This is a genomic window from Acetobacter estunensis (genome assembly GCF_019083805.1).
Taxonomy (GTDB): Bacteria; Pseudomonadota; Alphaproteobacteria; order Acetobacterales; family Acetobacteraceae; genus Acetobacter; species Acetobacter estunensis_A.
This window is the reverse complement of record NZ_JAHRDV010000006.1, coordinates 86,933-103,290: the sequence shown is the minus strand read 5'-3', so window position 1 is coordinate 103,290 and position 16,358 is coordinate 86,933. Positions and strand designations below refer to the sequence as shown.

Annotated in this window: 16 protein-coding genes; 6 read left to right on the top strand and 10 right to left on the bottom strand. The window is 59.7% G+C overall.

Going from position 1 to position 16,358, the window contains the following annotated elements:
* The first annotated feature begins 35 nt into the window (after positions 1–35).
* Together KUA11_RS09575 and KUA11_RS09570 are read left to right on the top strand one after the other, a co-directional pair.
* Entirely contained in the window at positions 36–1,301 is a 1,266-nt protein-coding gene (locus KUA11_RS09575; protein WP_254454826.1) for an NAD(P)-binding domain-containing protein, read from the top strand.
* Between the two features lie 30 nt (positions 1,302–1,331).
* Positions 1,332–2,654, top strand: a complete 1,323-nt coding sequence (locus KUA11_RS09570) for an ATP-grasp domain-containing protein (protein WP_217410069.1) — start codon at positions 1,332–1,334, stop codon at positions 2,652–2,654.
* Between the two features lie 21 nt (positions 2,655–2,675).
* Here the strand turns inward: KUA11_RS09570 and KUA11_RS09565 are convergent, their stop codons facing one another.
* A complete protein-coding gene (locus KUA11_RS09565) occupies positions 2,676–3,722 on the bottom strand; it encodes an aromatic ring-hydroxylating oxygenase subunit alpha (RefSeq protein WP_217410068.1) in 1,047 nt (348 codons plus the stop codon).
* Between the two features lie 199 nt (positions 3,723–3,921).
* Here KUA11_RS09565 and KUA11_RS09560 point away from each other — a divergent pair, with 199 nt between their 5' ends.
* Positions 3,922–4,089 (top strand): DUF1328 domain-containing protein, encoded by a 168-nt coding sequence (locus KUA11_RS09560; protein WP_166312957.1) that lies wholly within the window; start codon positions 3,922–3,924, stop codon positions 4,087–4,089.
* Here KUA11_RS09560 and KUA11_RS09555 read toward each other — a convergent pair.
* The 7 genes from KUA11_RS09555 to KUA11_RS09525 all read right to left on the bottom strand — a co-directional run bounded on the left by KUA11_RS09555 (position 4,058) and on the right by KUA11_RS09525 (position 8,849).
* Positions 4,058–4,600: a disulfide bond formation protein B gene (locus KUA11_RS09555; RefSeq protein ID WP_217410193.1), complete on the bottom strand. Its 543-nt coding sequence runs from the start codon at positions 4,598–4,600 to the stop codon at positions 4,058–4,060. The two genes, KUA11_RS09560 and KUA11_RS09555, sit on opposite strands and share 32 nt — an antisense overlap.
* A gap of 31 nt (positions 4,601–4,631) precedes the next feature.
* Positions 4,632–5,993: an alpha,alpha-trehalose-phosphate synthase (UDP-forming) gene (locus KUA11_RS09550; protein WP_217410067.1), complete on the bottom strand. Its 1,362-nt coding sequence runs from the start codon at positions 5,991–5,993 to the stop codon at positions 4,632–4,634.
* A 2-nt stretch (positions 5,994–5,995) separates the two neighbouring features.
* Positions 5,996–6,727 (bottom strand): trehalose-phosphatase, encoded by a 732-nt coding sequence (gene otsB, locus KUA11_RS09545; protein WP_242006121.1) that lies wholly within the window; start codon positions 6,725–6,727, stop codon positions 5,996–5,998.
* Between the two features lie 283 nt (positions 6,728–7,010).
* Positions 7,011–7,580: a DUF2155 domain-containing protein gene (locus KUA11_RS09540; protein WP_217410066.1), complete on the bottom strand. Its 570-nt coding sequence runs from the start codon at positions 7,578–7,580 to the stop codon at positions 7,011–7,013.
* Positions 7,581–7,594: 14 nt separating this feature from the next.
* A complete protein-coding gene (locus tag KUA11_RS09535; protein ID WP_166312952.1) occupies positions 7,595–7,810 on the bottom strand; it encodes a hypothetical protein in 216 nt (71 codons plus the stop codon).
* Entirely contained in the window at positions 7,810–8,382 is a 573-nt protein-coding gene (gene mlaD / locus KUA11_RS09530; protein ID WP_217410065.1) for an outer membrane lipid asymmetry maintenance protein MlaD, read from the bottom strand. Before mlaD ends, KUA11_RS09535 begins: the two co-directional genes overlap by 1 nt.
* A 98-nt stretch (positions 8,383–8,480) precedes the next feature.
* Positions 8,481–8,849, bottom strand: coding sequence for an NADH-ubiquinone oxidoreductase subunit NDUFA12 family protein (locus KUA11_RS09525; RefSeq protein ID WP_166312950.1), 369 nt, complete (start codon positions 8,847–8,849; stop codon positions 8,481–8,483).
* A gap of 184 nt (positions 8,850–9,033) precedes the next feature.
* Between KUA11_RS09525 and KUA11_RS09520 the strand changes: the two genes are divergently transcribed.
* The gene (locus KUA11_RS09520) at positions 9,034–10,632 is read left to right on the top strand and encodes a TSCPD domain-containing protein (protein ID WP_217410064.1); all 1,599 of its coding nucleotides are present in this window, start codon (positions 9,034–9,036) and stop codon (positions 10,630–10,632) included.
* Between the two features lie 90 nt (positions 10,633–10,722).
* Positions 10,723–11,169, top strand: coding sequence for a GNAT family N-acetyltransferase (locus tag KUA11_RS09515; RefSeq protein ID WP_217410063.1), 447 nt, complete (start codon positions 10,723–10,725; stop codon positions 11,167–11,169).
* 31 nt (positions 11,170–11,200) lie between these two features.
* Here the strand turns inward: KUA11_RS09515 and KUA11_RS09510 are convergent, their stop codons facing one another.
* Positions 11,201–13,567, bottom strand: a complete 2,367-nt coding sequence (locus KUA11_RS09510; RefSeq protein ID WP_217410062.1) for a phosphoketolase family protein — start codon at positions 13,565–13,567, stop codon at positions 11,201–11,203.
* Between the two features lie 22 nt (positions 13,568–13,589).
* Here KUA11_RS09510 and KUA11_RS17720 point away from each other — a divergent pair, with 22 nt between their 5' ends.
* A complete protein-coding gene (locus tag KUA11_RS17720) occupies positions 13,590–13,715 on the top strand; it encodes a hypothetical protein (protein ID WP_302480886.1) in 126 nt (41 codons plus the stop codon).
* A gap of 13 nt (positions 13,716–13,728) precedes the next feature.
* Here KUA11_RS17720 and KUA11_RS09505 read toward each other — a convergent pair whose 3' ends face one another.
* Positions 13,729–16,245, bottom strand: coding sequence for a glycosyltransferase family 2 protein (locus KUA11_RS09505; RefSeq protein ID WP_217410061.1), 2,517 nt, complete (start codon positions 16,243–16,245; stop codon positions 13,729–13,731).
* Positions 16,246–16,358: the final 113 nt, after the last annotated feature.

The following is a 16,358-nucleotide window of genomic DNA, read 5'->3' as shown; positions in this document are numbered from 1 at the left end:
CGGAAGAAGGGACGGCATTACCTTAAGGGAATGTCATGATGATTACGGATACCGTCATTATAGGCGCTGGTCCCTACGGGCTTTCACTCGCCGCTTATTTGCGTAAAAAAGGCGCTAATTTTCGTATATTCGGCCGCCCGATGGCGTTCTGGCGCGATCATGTACCTCGTGAATTACCACTCAAGGCCGAAGGCTTCGCTCTCGACCTCTTCGATCCCGCCAGAACCAGCACATTGAACCAGTTCTGCACCGAACATGGCTATTCTTATGCTCCTATCGGCGTCCCTATTAAGGCGAAGGTATTTGCAGATTACGGAGAATACTTCCAACGCCAACATGTGCCCGAACTTGAATTGATGCAGGTGATGCATCTCGCTCGGACACGCACAGGGTTCAATGTCGAACTTGAAAACGGCGATACCGTCCGTACAACCAATATCGTCATAGCTGTCGGGATCGGTCCTTTTGCACAACGACCCCAGCCTCTTCAGACTCTGCCTTCCGAAAGAGTCCATCACACATTCGATCTTCTCTCGTACGAACAATTCTTTGGGAAAAAAGTCGCTGTCATCGGAGGAGGCTCCTCCGCTGTCGATGCGGCGTATTTCCTGCATAAAGCGGGAGCCACAGCTGCCCTGTTTACCCGACAACCCAAAATCTGGATCAATAATCCGCCTCGCTCCCTGAGTGGTCTTCAGCGTGTAATCACACGCATCAAAAAACCCCGCTCAGGACTGGGAACAGGATGGCGCTCGCGGCTAGCATGCGACTTTCCTGACGTCTTTCATCTTCTGCCTTCCCATCTGCGGCTGCGTATCACACATGGACATCTCGGACCTGCCGCCGGCTGGGTTACGGGAACGACCGTGCGCGAGCACGTACCCATACATCTTAACCTGATGCTGAAGGATGCCACCTTCAACAACGGAACAATTCTTCTCCAGTTCGAAAACTCCACAACAGGAAACAGGCAATTAATAGAAGTCGATCACGTAATAGCCGGAACCGGTGCACGGATCGACCTTTCGCGTCTCCCGTTCTTAAGTCGCGACCGACTCCCGGAAATCGAAACGGAAGACGGCATGCCAGTTCTTTCCAGATATTTCGAAAGTACTGTGCCGGGACTTCATTTTATTGGGCCTGCTGCCGCTGCAAGCTTTGGACCATTGCTCCGTTTTGTATGGGGAGCGCGATTCACCGCCCGTAGACTGACAGCCCGCTCAAGTCCGCTCTTACCGTTGTCCTCAACAACACTCTCTCCTCGCTCTTTTTCAAAGAGGTATCCCCTCACCGCATCCTGACACACAAAATCTGAATGGAAGGCTCCTGTCATGGCAACAGACTTTTCTGTCCTGCTGATCTCATCGGTAAGATGGTCTTCCGTCACACGCCTTGCCCTGACCTTCCTTGAGGAAGAGGTAAAAGTGCACACCGTGTGTCCTCGGGGACATTCCCTGCACTGTCTGAAAAAGATTGCGACATTCCGCCCCTATCCGGTTTTTCAGGCCGTGCCTGTTCTGGCCAATATCATTTCTGAATTAAAACCAGATCTGGTCATTCCAGCAGATGATCGAAGCGTTCTGGATTTGCACCAAGTTCATCAGCTTGCCGATATAAAAACAGATAAAAAGAAAATATGCCGAGAGATTCTAGAAAATTCTCTTGGAAATCCTTCGGCCTTCTCTCTGGTAGAGACCCGTCTGAAACTAATCAAAGTCTTGCGGGCAGAAGGCATTTCCACCCCAAAGGCTGCGAACATGAAGAGCCTGGACGATGTAAAAACATGGTGCGCCCATACTCCTGGCCCATGGGTGCTGAAACGGGATCGCAGTTGGGGTGGTTCAGGCGTAGCGATTGCTGACACCTATGCCGAGATGGAAAACGCCTTCACACGTCTTTCCAATCCTGTTCGATCAAAAAGCGCTCTGCGTCTCTTGCTGGCCGATCGAGACGCCCATTCTTTCCTTGACGCCACTCTACTCCGTCAACCTTTACCCGTTATGGCGCAGGCACATGTTGAAGGCAGTCCCGCGAATATCATGGTGGCCTGCTGGCAGGGAAAAGTGCTCGACACGCGGGCGGTAAATGTCCTGGCCCATCAGGGACGCACGGGTGCCGCCACCATCGTGGAGATAACGCAATCCGATGCAATGGAACATGCCGCCCGCATTACTTGCCAAAAGCTCGGATTGTCCGGATTTTTCGGTCTTGATTTCATGCGATGCGCACGCACGGGCACGTATCATTTCATCGAACTGAATCCGCGTCTCACACAGATTGGCCATCTTTCTCACAAAGGCAGTACCCTTGCCCACAGTCTGCTGCACCACATAAGGAAAAATACTCGCCCCGCCTTTTCTGGCACACCGGACCCAACCGTCATCGCCCTATTTCCCCAGATCCTTCGCGCCGGGATGCAAAGCCAGTCCACCATTCCGGCCTTCATTGATATACCTTGGAAATATCCAGAACTGGTCGAAGAACTTCTGCAACGCCCATGGTCCAGACGTGGCTATATCGCACGCCTGGAAGAACGGTTCCGCCGCAATATCCCTTACGGCAAGAGTTTGGAAAAACACGAGGCCATGGCCTGTCTTTCCACACTAGCCCGATATGGCATGACCAATTTCTCACCTATTGCCACGCTCACCTGAACACTGCGAACGAGGCACTTCTTACGCCGTAAAGAACCGGCTCAATCCCATACTCCGAAGCGCCCGACGGTAAGCGATTGAACTTCGATCTGCCATTACATGCGCTTCCAGCGTCGGATCGAGTGGCAGATTTTCCGGTTTCTGCGCCTCGACCAGCGCCCGATCCTCTTCAAAGACACGACGATTGAATTCGTACACGTCCTCGACCGGCACATCCTGTCCAAAGTTGCGGCAGATGGGCGCGAACATCCGCGTCTTACGGGCCGAAACGGGAGACGCAGCATTCATGATGACCAGCCGCCCATTCTCAGGAAAATGGATTTCCAGCGTGGCGACAAACGGCACATGCACCCGAAAATGCCGCAACCACACAAACCCCGGTGGCGTGGGTTTTTCATGACCGATGGGATAATTGGCGACGCTGCTGCGATACTCCGCCTCAAACCCGTCCGCCGTCATTTTCGGCACATAAGCAGGCACGACTGCATTGTTCGGATCGGCAAAAGTGGCGGTGTGCACAAAAGCGAAATGCGCAACGTCGATAAAGCCTTCCACCTGCCGTCCAGCAAATCCTGCGATATCGATCCAAGGGCAGTTGATCTGCTGAAATCCGCTCTCATCCCAATGTGGCATGGGCGGAATGACCGCCCCTTCCTCCGGCGCGAGACAGGTCCAGATCAGACCATAACGTTCCACAGCAGGATAAGTGCGTAGATTGAGCTTGGAAGGAATGGCATTATCGGGGTGAGCCGGGATATGCACGCAACGCCCTCCCACACCGAAACGAAAACCATGATAGGCGCAGGCGATGCTGTGTCCGTTGCCCGTGCCCATGCTCAAAGGGACGCCGCGATGGGGGCACAAGTCGTCCGCCACCACGATCCCTCCTTCCGCGCGATACAACACGAGTGGTGCATCCAGAAGCGTGACACCGAGTGGTTGCTCATCCAGTTCCCGACTCAGAGCGACAGGGTACCAGCAACGCGCAAGAATCTGCCAGTCTGCCACATCGAACGTGCAGTCACGTGGCAGTCGTGGAGTGGTGGCAAGCTGGCCAGCGGTGGACATGATGGATCTCCCTCATGATCTTCCGCTTTCATTCTGTTCCATCTTCGACACAATAGACCATACCCCGGATCGCTTTTTTCCGGGAGAACACTCATTCATTGAGAAAAAATGTGTCTTTCATTGCACCGCGCGTAACAACGCGGCGCAACCGGGAAGCCTCTCAGGACGTTGATCTTTCAACATCATCGGAGTGATCTCAATGGACCTGATACGCTGGACTCTTATCTTCCTGATCTTTGCCCTGATTGCCGCCGTCTTCGGCTTTACGGGCATCGCCGCCAACTTTGCCTATATCGGCAAGATCCTGTTCTTCATCTTCATCGTGCTGTTCGTCGTCAGCCTGCTGTTCGGCCGCCGTCAGCCCTAAGGAGAAGCCCAAGCAATAGCGTCAGCACGACCACGGCAGCCAGTCCCTCCATTACCGTGAGGGATACTGGCAGCCAGTCGAACAGGTAGGTCGGCGTATCGCACGGCTTACCGGGCCGCAGCGGCATGGACGCCAGGCGCTCCGCCATGGTCTGTCCCTGCAGGTGCGGCCCCATACATTCCGGCAATGGGCTGGGCCAGAACTTCCATTCCACCCCTGCGTGGATCACACACAGAGCCAGATCGGCAATCAGCGGCGGGATACCCATCCACGCCACCGAACGCGCCCAGCGGCGCGGAACCAGTAGCGACAGCACGCCCAGTCCGAGCACGATCCGCCATGGCCAGCGCTCCCACAGGCACAAAGCGCACGGCATGATGCCGAGACCGTCCTGCACCCACCAGACCATTCCCAGTGCCGCCACGCCAGCCAGCACGAGAAGAAGGCCCGGCAGGCGCACAGGCCCCCGTTCCACACGAGTGAAGATACGACGACGCGGTGTGAGACTCATCCACGCCCCTTCGCCTGTCCTGCCGAAACGGTCAAGCCGTCGCTTCCCGCCGCGAGGAGTGAAGCGCATGCAGGAAGTCCCGCGACCATGTCTCGGCCGTGGTGCTGCACACTTCGGTGTTGAGTCCTGTCCAGCGCTGCTGACGCTCCTCCCGTGTCATGGTCAGCGCCCGATGCAGGGCTTCGGCGATGTCATCCGCATCGTGCGGATTGACCAGCAATGCCTGACTCAATTCCGGCGCCGCGCCCGCCAGACGGGACAACACCAGAACACCCGGATCCTGCGGATCCTGTGCCGCGACATATTCCTTCGCGACCAGATTCATCCCGTCACGCAGGGGCGTGACCAGCCCCACATCGGCCAGACGATAGAACCCCGCCAGAACCTCACGCGGCACAGGGCGCGTAAGGTAGCGGATGGGAGTCCAGTCAGACGCGGCGAAGGCTCCGTTGATGCGCCCCACCGTCTCATCGAGCTGGCGGCGCAACTGCCGATATTCCTCCACTTCCCCGCGCGAAACCGGCGTCACCTGAAGATAGGTCACATGCCGATGGTGTTCGGGATAGCGGGTGAGCAACCGCTCATAGCCAAGGAAGCGCTCTTCCAGCCCTTTGGAATAGTCCAGTCGGTCCACACCGATGATGAGCGGTTCATCATGCAGGCTGCCCCGTAGACGCTGTATCGGCTCTCCCTCATAGGCGTTGGCCGCCGTCTCCCCGAACTTTATGGGATCGATGCCGATCGGACAGGCAACGACGCGGGCAGGATGATTGTAACCCGCCGCCTTCAGGTTTTCGCGCAGATTACCCGCATCCTCATCCGTCTGCACGCCAATGAGATCATAGGCCTGCATGTCATGGAGAAGGGCTGTCGCCGGCGGAAGCGCGCGGAACAGGCTCCATGGTGGAAAGGGAATATGCAGGAAAAAACCGATGGGCACATTCACACCCAGATTGCGCAGTTCCTGTCCCAGCGGAAAGAGATGATAATCCTGCACCCAGATGACATCGCCCGGCTTAAGCAGCGGCTTGAGCTGCCGGGCGAACATCCGGTTAACCTCCAGATATTCCTGCCAGTCCTTGCGGCAATAATTCATCAGACCGAGACGGTAATGACACAGCGGCCAGAGGATGGCGTTGGAAAACCGCTGATAATAGCCGTAATGCTGCGCGGGCGTGAGCGGCACGGTGGCGTAGGTCACCTTGCCATATGTCTCAAGTTGGGGTTCCGGATCTCCCTCTCCCGCCTCGCTCTTATGTCCCGACCAGCCGAACCACAGCGTGCTGGGCTCATCGCGCAGCGCATCCGCCAGACCGACGGCCAGACCGCCAGCCGGCTGATTGCGCTCGCGCGGATCCGGCACGCGATTCGATACTATGACCAGTCGTCCCATGTTCACTCCTTGCCGGTGCTGGCCGGAGCCGGCACGAGGGATGCAATCCACGCGCGAAACGCAGCGGGTGTGGGGAAATCGGTGCCGATGCGATATCCCGCACCACCAAGCCGGACCGCCTCGCGGATGCCGTCTTCATCGGTCACATCGTCCCCGACGAAGACCGGCCTGCGACCTGCGAACGGAGCGTCCTCCATGAGAACCTCCACGGCATATCCCTTGTCCACGCCTGCCGGTCGGATTTCCCAGGCCATCTTGGCGGCCTGCACATGGAACTGCCCGCCGGTCGGCTCCACCCACGCGTCGGCGGCCTTCTTGAGCTGCCCCTGCGCCTCGGGCGCGGCACGATAATGTAAAACGAAACCGCCGACTTTTCGTTCCAGACGTGTGCCGGGAAAAGACGCCACGAGGTCCTGCGCCTGTCGGATCCACTCGCTTGGCACAGCCGGAAGTGCCGCGCGCTCGATCGGTCCGTCCGGGCGATGACGGATGGCGATGCCATGTTCCCCGGCCACGGCAAACGGAATGTTCGGCAGGAAATGATCGACCTGATCGATCGGCCGTCCGCTGATGACGGCCAGCGCGCCTCCGCAGGCGTCCCGCAGACGGACAAGGGCTTCCTTAAGGCCGGGAGGCACCACGACGGACTCCGGCGTGGGAGCGATATCCACCAGCGTACCGTCAAAATCAAAAAGAAACGCCACCCGGTCGAGTGGCAAATGTTCCCGCGACAAAGGTGGCTGCGGGGGGGGAGGCGTGTCTTGCGTCGAAACGACCACGGATCGAGTGCTCCTCTGCGTGCCAGTCATGCCACCACGGCGAAACCGTTCACGCCTTGGCGCTTCACGGGTCCCGGAACGAGCCGGGGATTCGTCGCAGCAGGAGAGCGGCCAGCATGCCGGACACCCCCGATGGCAGCAAGGGCGTTACCGCAACCCCGCCCCGCCTTCACCAGAACGAGAGATCATCACATCTTCACTGTCATTACGTAAACAGGCCGCATTTCCATGTCCCGCATCACGGCGGTGCGTCGCCACCCGTATCGTTTTCATTGAGTTCATTGGCGGATGAACCACTCTGTGGTGAAGGAGCGGACGGGAGGACCGCTGTGTTGTCCTCTGAACCCGCCTCCTTACCGGGCAGAACGGGAACCTTGGGCTGCTCCAGCGGCGGAAGCACTTCGTTGCCCTGACAGGTCACAATCCGAACATCGTAGATCGGGCTTTCGAGAATCCCCACCGAAGGTTCTCCGGCCAGCATCCATCCATGAAAAACCGCGCCTTGCGGTCGTGTGTCCTGAATATCCAGCCATGCCGCAGCATCGGGCCGTAATGTGGGCGCCTGCTGAAGACAGCGCGCAACACCGATCTCCAGTGTTTCATAGTGCGTCGTGCTACCCGCCTGAACAGTGAGGGTCTGCACATGGGAATCCAACCGGTTGAGCACCCGCAGCACAGCCGTGTCCCGTCCCTGCCACGTATCCGCAGGATACATCGCCGGAGGTGCCAGCGGTGCGGCCGCCAAAGCCAACCCCATGTTTCCAGCCAGCGTCAACGCCGCCAGAGCCGCCCGTCGTATTCCGCGCATCGTGTTCCGTTTCCTTACTGCGATCCGGCACGGGGGCTGGCCAGCCCGGCCACCATGTCCCCGAGCAGGCGCCGCATCGCCGCCTCATCGACACCCATAAGCACCGCGTCCTCGAAAGCGTCGCGCATCACGTCACGCAGCTCTTCCCAGTTTTCCCGCAGGACCAGCAGCTTTTCCGTGCAGGAAACAGGCGTACCATCGGACTGGGGCCAGATTGTGGGTGTGTCCATCAGGGCAGGTCTCCGCCACTCCCCGCAGAAGCAGCACCTGCCGCAGCACCTTTCGCCTTGTTGGCCTGCGTGAGTGTGTCCGTCACGGAGAAGATGAACTTGCTCAGAAGCTGCTCAAGACTGATCGAGCCTTGGGTCTCGGAAAGACTGCCACCATCTTTCAACAGCCGCGTGTCTCCTCCGGGGGAAAGCGCAATATATTTGCCGCCCAGCAGACTGTCGCTCGTGATGATCGCCGCCGTATCGATCGGAAGCTGCACATCGGGCCGCACGGTAAAACTCACGCGCGCCTGAAAGGTCTTCGGGTCCACGGTCTGCGCCATGACATGACCCACCGTGATGCCGGCTAGCCGCACGTCGGAACCGACATCCAGCCCGTCTACATGAGAGAATCCGGCCGTGAGCCGATAACCTGTGTCACTCTTGCGGCCCGTTCCGAGCACCGCGAACGCCAGCATGACGACAAGAACGCCCATTGTGGCGAAACCCGCCAGCAACTCCAGCGTCGAACGCGAAGACCGCAACGGCGCCGCTGCGACGGCGGAACTGGAAGTGGTTGAAACGGACATCATCACGCTTTCTACAGTACCCGATGGGCCGCATCATCCACGGAGGCGGCCCAAAGAGCAACGCAGAAGCCCGACCTTTCAGCCGCAAGCCGGAAAGAGGCTCAGTCTTCGGGAGTCCACGCTTCGTAATCACCGGTCGCGGCGGGACGCTGGGCCTGAGCATACAGACTGCCGGGCGGACGATAGGCCGCAGCCGTGCCTGTCAGATTGGGCTGCGCGGGCAACTGCCACGGCTTGCGTGCCTCCATCGGGATCGGCTTGTCCTCGACGTGATGTATCCAGTTCCACCACTCCGGCGGAACAGCGGAGCCATCCTCACCTTTGTTGTAGATTACCCAGCGCTCGTAGCGCTCCTCGCCCCCACCCTTGCGGGTCGGGCGGCGCGACTCATAGTAGGCGCGTCCGTCGTTGTCCTTGCCCACAAGGCGTCCATGCAGGCGCGTATGAAGAAGAGTGCCGAGCGTCGTCATATCTCAACCATACGACCGCAGGGCAAAGACGTCCATCTCCCGGTTTCTGGGCACGTTCACGTTCTGCCGAGCAGGGACGACGAAAGTTATCCCCCATATCCCCGCTTTGCGGAGTATCCTCTCCCCGCAATCCTCCACTCCCCCTCCTTCCGGGAAGCCGGAGGGGAGCGATAAGCTCTCTCTCATGAACGCTCGACGCTACTGGGATGGTGTGCCTCTACGCACCGTCATGGCCACCCCCGATCCCGATGCCCCCGCACGCGAGGTCACGCTGCCCGAGGACTGGGAGGATGAAGCCGCATCGGCCTTGGCCGGGATGATTCCCGGGACCGGAACCATACGGCTGCCGGACGAGTCCACCCGCTGGATCGAGCGCTTTGCCGCCGATATCGCAAGCGAAAACGGCGGGGCCGCTGGAAGCAACGCGATTAGCGGCCGCTCGCTCGCATGGCTGCTCATGCTGCGGCAGGCATCGCCCACACTCTCAGTATGGCACGGAGCGCTCGACCGCCGACCGGGCTTCGTCATCAACCTTGCCGCCTTTGTCCTGCCGGATCAGGGTTTTGCGGGTGACGCTTTTGTCGCGGCGCTGCGCCTGCTCTGTCTCGCTCTGCGCACGGACTCGAAAGCCCGGGCCGACCGCCGCAATGGCGAACTGCCGCTCGATCTGTTCACAGCAGCGGAACAGCGGACACAGCCCGACGACGCGCTCGGTCTCCCGTTGGGTGAGCCTCAGCCGGTCGCGGGCGAACTTCTGCTGACCAACCTTGACGCCTGTCTCGCGGCCCTCGGCTTCGACTACGACAGCGATCAGGGGCGAGACGCCGCCTGCTCCCTGACGGCGCTCACCACGCTGGTGGCACGCGAAGGCACGGGTGGCGACAATCTGCCGCTGACACCTCATCGTCAGGTCGTTCCCGGCCTCGCCGCCGTGATGCGCGATGCGTGGTCACGCGCCGCCGTGGAAACCGACACGCCGGAAGCCCGTGTCGAGACCGGGTTTTCCTCACCCGGTCCGATCGACGCCCTTCTCGGCTGCGAGGCCTGTGGAATCGCCCCCGTCTTTTCGCTTTTGCGCTCAGATGGGCAACTGGCCGTCAGCACGCTGGCCCGCCTCGCCGCGCGCGGTCTGACGGTCGAAGCCGCCCTCGCCTCCGCTCTGGCAGGCGAGATGCCTCTGCCATTGCCCGGCCCGGACGCGCATATGCGGATGTATCGTGCTCTTGCCGGTTTCGTGGACCGTGTGCCCGCACGACCCGATCCGATCAGCAGCCCCATGCCGCGCGTTCTGCCCCGTGGTGTCATTCGGCCTCTTCCCGAGCGCCACACCGGCATCGCCCAGAAAACCTCCGTGGGGGGGCATCGCCTGTTCCTGCGCACGGCGGAATATGAAGACGGCACGGTGGGTGAAATCGCGCTCACGCCCGCGCGCGAAAGCGCCATGGTGCGTGGCCTGATGGAAAGCTTCAGCGAAGCGGTCAGCGTGGGTCTGCAATATGGCGCGCCGCTGGAAGAATATGTCGAACGCTTCGCTTATTCCTGTTTCGGACCAGCCGGCACCGTGGAAGGCGACCCGGTCGCGGCTTATGCCACATCCATTCTGGATTATGCGTTTCGCGCGCTGTCCAACATCTATCTGCACCGCCGGATGCCGGACGCGCCGCATGAGGACGCCGAACACGCCGCCTCCCCTTTCCTGCCCTTCGACGAACCGCCTCCAGACGGTCCGGGCGGTCCGCGTTCACCGGGAGATCGACGGCGCGGCCTGCGTCTGGTGAGCTGACTTTTCGGCTGGAATGGCAGGAGCCTCCCTTGCCATTCCAGCCATATACGTCATCGTATTCGTTTCGAAACCGAACGAAAATGGGACACGATGACTCTCTCCCTGACAATCCGCGATGCCCAACCCGCCGATGAGACGGCATGGCGTGACCTGTGGGCCGGTTACAACCGGTTCTACGAATCCTCCGTTCCCGAAGAGGTAACGGCCTTTACATGGAAACGCCTGCTTTCGCCGGAATCCGCGCTTTTCTGTCGTGTTGCGGAAGCCCGGGGGCAGGTTGTGGGCTTTACCAATAACGTCCTCCACGAAGGTACATGGGTGAAAGACCCGCTGTGCTATCTGGAAGACCTGTTCGTCGATCCAGCTTCACGCGGTCAGGGCATCGGACGCGCCCTGATCCGTGACCTGATCGATCTGGGGACCACGCGCCATTGGTCGCGCCTCTACTGGCACACCCGCAACGACAATCCCGCACGACGGCTTTATGACGAATTCATCAAGGCCGATGACTTCGTGCGCTATCGCCTGTCCCTCTGACAGACAGGCGTGACGTTCAGGCCCGCAGTCTTCATGCCCACGTCCAGTTTCGGATTTCGGGCATGTCCTGCCCGTGACTGTCCACGTAGCGCCGATGCGCGACCAGTTTGTCCCGTACCGCCTCTTCCGCATACGCCACCTTGGACGCCAGCGAGGGAATCCGTCGCACGATGTTGAGCACAAGATGGAAGCGATCCAGCTTGTTGAGCACCGTCATGTCGAACGGCGTCGTGGTCGTTCCCTCTTCCTGATAGCCATGGACGTGGAAATTGGCGGCATTGGCCCGTTTGTAAATCAGGCGATGCACAAGCGCCGGATAGCCATGGAAAGCGAAGATCACCGGCTTGTCGCACGTGAACAGCGCATCGAAGGTTTCGTCCGGTACGCCATGCGGGTGCTGCTCCGGCGTCTGGAGCGCCATCAGGTCCACCACATTCACAAAACGCAGCTTCACATCGGGAAGATATTCGCGGATCAGCTTCGTGGCCGCCAACGCCTCGAGCGTCGGCACATCGCCCGCGCAGGCAATGACCGCGTCCGGCTCGTTGCCCTTGTCGTTGCTGGCCCACTCCCACAGCCCCAGTCCCTTGGTGACGTGCGTGATGGCCGCATCCATGTCCAGCCACTGAAGCTCCGGCTGTTTGCCGGCCACGATCACATTGATGGTGTCGCGCGTGCGCAGGCAATGATCGGCCACGCACAACAGAGTGTTGGCATCGGGCGGTAGATAGATGCGTGCGACCTCGCCTTTCTTGGTGGCGATATGATCGAGGAAGCCCGGATCCTGATGACTGAACCCATTATGATCCTGCCGCCAGACATGCGAAGTGAGCAGATAGTTCAGCGATGAAATCGGCTGTCGCCACGGCACCTCGCGCGATGTTTTCAACCATTTGGCGTGCTGGTTGACCATCGAGTCCACGATGTGGGTGAACGCCTCATAGCACGAGAAGAAACCGTGCCGCCCCGTCAGGAGATAGCCCTCTAGCCAGCCCTGGCAGGTGTGCTCACTAAGGATCTCCATCACACGCCCGTCAGGCGCAAGATGGTCGTCATACGGGAAACGCTCAGCCTCCCATGCGCGATTGGTGGCGTCCAGCACCGCGTTTAGACGGTTGGAATTGTTCTCATCGGGCGACAGCACCCGAAAATTGGCCTGATCGCGATTGGCGATCATCACATCGCGCAGCCAATTGCCCAGATTGCGCGTCGACTCCGCGCAGGTCTTGCCCGGTTCGGTGACGGCAATGGCATGCTGCGTATAATCCGGCAGCCGAAGGGGACGCCGCAACAGGCCGCCATTGGCATGGGGCGAAGCGCTCATCCGCTTGGTGCCTTCGGGCGCGAGAGCAAGGATGTCCGCATGTGGCCGTCCCTGTTCGTCAAACAGTTCTTCGGGCCTGTAAGAGCGCATCCATTTTTCCAGAATGGCCAAATGGTCTCCCTGCGCCAGATCGGACACAGGCACCTGATGCGCGCGCCAATAGCCTTCCGTGCGTAGACCATCCACCGTCTTGGGGCATGTCCATCCCTTGGGACTGCGCATGACGATCATCGGCCAGACGGGACGCACTGTCGGCTGATGGCCACCTCGTGCCTGTGTCTGGATGTCACGGATCATGGCGAAGGCACGGTCCATGGCCACCGCCATCGCCTGATGCATCAAGGTCGGATCGTCGCCTTCGACGAAGATGGGCTCATGCCCATACCCGCGCAGAAGAGCCTCAAGCTCGGCGTGCGGGATGCGCGCCAACACTGTCGGATTGGCAATCTTGTAGCCGTTGAGATGCAAAATGGGCAGAACGGCCCCATCCCGCGCAGCATCGAGGAACTTGTTGGAATGCCATGACGTGGCGAGCGGTCCCGTCTCGGCCTCCCCATCCCCGATCACGCAGGCGACAACCAGATCCGGGTTATCAAACGCGGCGCCATAGGCATGGGAAAGAGAATATCCCAGTTCTCCGCCTTCATGGATCGAGCCGGGCGTGGTCGCAGCCGCATGACTGGGAATGCCGCCGGGAAAGGAGAACTGCTTGAAGAGCCGACCCATGCCAGCTTCGTCGCGCGTGACTTCCGGGAACACCTCGGAATAGGTGCCTTCCAGCCATGTGCTGGCCACCACACCCGGCGCCCCATGCCCCGGACCGGCAATAAACAGCACATCCTGCCCACTGTGGCGGATGATGCGGTTGAGATGCAGCCAGAGAAAATTGAGGCCCGGCGTGGTGCCCCAATGGCCAAGCAGACGGGGCTTGGTGTGCTCAAGGGCCAGCGGCTCACGCAGCAGCGGATTGGCAAGCAGATAGATCTGGCCAATCGACAGATAATTCGCAGCACGCCACCAACGCTCGAACGCGGTCAGTTCATCCTGCGTCAGGGGAATCTGAGTCTCTGTCATTGCCTCTGGCCTCCTGTGGAGCATGGAACCGCCGGACCGTGCCCCCATGATCGTGGGAGCAGGCGCGATGGCGGTCATGCGGACACAGGCGGAAAGCGGCGTCAAGAACCTGACAAAAGGGTCAGGTTCCCGTCACATCAGGGAGTGAAAGATCGCAACCGTTACACCGGCTTTGCGAGATCATGATAGCTTTGTTCAAGCAGGAAATGCCGCGAATACGCCGGGTCGTACTGGTAGAGCGAGTTCTCGCTCCAGCGATCATGCATGTACTGCGTTTCAGCAAAGAAGCGCGCTTCATGCTCGGGCCGATCATCGCTGCCACGCGACAGGCTCTCATGGTGAATAGCCACGAAGTTGTTGCACTGGATGATGCGCCAGCCCGCCTCACGCAGACGCAGGCAGAAATCCACATCATTATAAGCCACGCGCAGATTGACCTCATCGAAGCCTTCCATTTCCCGGAAGGCATCCGCGCGCACCAGCATACCCGCGGCCGTCACAGCCGACACTTCATGGCAGAGCAGCGCCCGCGCGATGTAACCGTAGTCGTTACCAGCCAGACCGCGATGCACATGCGTCGCCACGCCATCCGGCCCGACCGCGACACCCACATGCTGGATCGTCCCGTTGGGGTAGAGGAACTTGCCGCCAACCGCGCCGATATCGTCCGCAGCACGAGCTTCTCCCAGAATCGTCCACAACCATGACGCATCTTCCACGAATAGATCGTTGTTCATGAAGAACAGGAACTCGGACCGACAGGTGGCCGCCGCGAGATTGTTGAGACGGGAGAAGTTGAACTCCTCCTTGATGGTCAGCACCCGCACACGCTTATCGCGCACGATGTCCCGGCAGAAATCCAGCGTCTCCGGCTGCGAGGACCAGTTGTCCACCAACACGATCTCAAACGCCGGATAATCCGTGCTGCTCAACAGACGATTCACACATTCACGGGTGATCTCCACCTGATCGCGGAACGGAATGATGATGGACACGGAAGGCGTGTCTTCCAGCTTCCATTTCACATTGTAGATCGTGATGTCGTTGATCGACTCTACAATCGCGTCATGCCCGACACGGGCCAGATGGTCCGACACGCAGCGCACGCCCGCATCGACGGCATACTGCTTGTTGGCCACTGTAGACGCCGTGGAATTAGGCGTTTTGCGCCAGTGATACAGCACTTCCGGCACATGGAGAAAATCTTCGCGCGGCACGATTTCCGTCAGCCGCAGCATCAGATCATGATCCTGCGCGCCATCGTATTTCGCGTGCAGATCGCCCGCTTCCGCCAGAACATCTGCCCGCACCATGGTCAAGTGGCAGATATAGTTGCAGCCCAGTAGGTAACGGTAATCGAAATCGGGTTTGAAATTCGGCTCAAGAAAGTACCCTGCCTGATCAATCTTGTCCTCATCGGAATAGATCACCAGCGGTTCAAATCCCTGCGCGGCCTGAAACATGGCTTCCAGAGCGACATCCACGAGAAGATCATCATGATCGAAAAAGGCGATCCACTCACCTTTCGCAGCCTTGATCCCTTCATTGGTCGCCCCCGCAATGCCCAGATTCTTCTTCAGGCGCACAAGACGGATACGAGGATCATTACGCGAATATTCCGCAATGCGGGCCGCCACCTCGGGCGACTTGCTGCCGTCTTCCACGACGATCAGCTCCCAGTTGCTCCATGTCTGAGCCACAACCGAATCGACGGCGGCGATAAAATCCGTCATGTCCGGTTTGTAGGTGGGGCAGATCACACTCACGAGCGGCTGCTCTTCGGGCTTCAGCATGCCCGGCTGTCGCCGACGCTCGGCCACGCGGGCACGTAGTCCATCGAAATAGCGGCGCGCCCAGGCATCGTAATCATTGAGGCTGTAGCGCTGCTCAGGCAGCAGATCGAGCATCTTTGCACGCAGACGGGCAATCTCACGATGGAGATTGGTCACCGTTTCGCTCATGGACAGTAGGTGTTCTTCCAGCCGGTCATCCACCAGTGCCGTGGTCAGCGGACTGCCCTGAAGCTCCACATCACCGGGCGTCACCACAAAGCGGATGCTCCGCTGACCGGTGCCCCGTCGCCGCTTGGGTATGACAACCTCAAATCCGCAGTTCGGGTCGCCCCCCACGGCCGCCGCGACATCGCCACGGAAACGATCCGCGCGGACATGCATGAAGGGCACGCCATCCACGAAGACCGAGACTTCGCAACATCCCGTGCGTTCACCCGTCACAGGGTCAAGACGCTGCACCCAGCCTCGAAGTGCCCCGCGCCCAAAACCGTCCACGAACGACTCATAAACATAACGCGGCTGAAGAGTGACAAGGATATCTTCCTGGAACGCCTCTTCCACCGCGCCCACCAGACACGGCACCACCGACCGATCCGGAAAGCGCAACCCCACACGATGCGGCTTTCCGTCCGCCGCCGACGCAGGCAGATGGAAGGAAAATCCAAGCTGCGGCGTCATGACTCCAATGTTTTCCTGAACATCGGGGCGCGGAAGGTCACAGGTCACGCGCCCGACTTCCTGCCCGTCCAGCAGCACATGCAGGACAACCGGGACGCGTGGCGTCGCCAGATCGCACGCCCACCCACGCACTTCCAGCCCATCAAGACTGTCAAAATAACCGATGAATCGCGTCAGTTTCCTTGACGTCGCCAAAGGAGCGTTCATGAAATCCTCTTCGACTGGCCCGCCACCCTCACCGGCATGCGCGCACTAAAATTTTATTGGCTTGCACGACGCCGACGAAGACAATCGGCACGACGCAAGACAGATTATTGTTG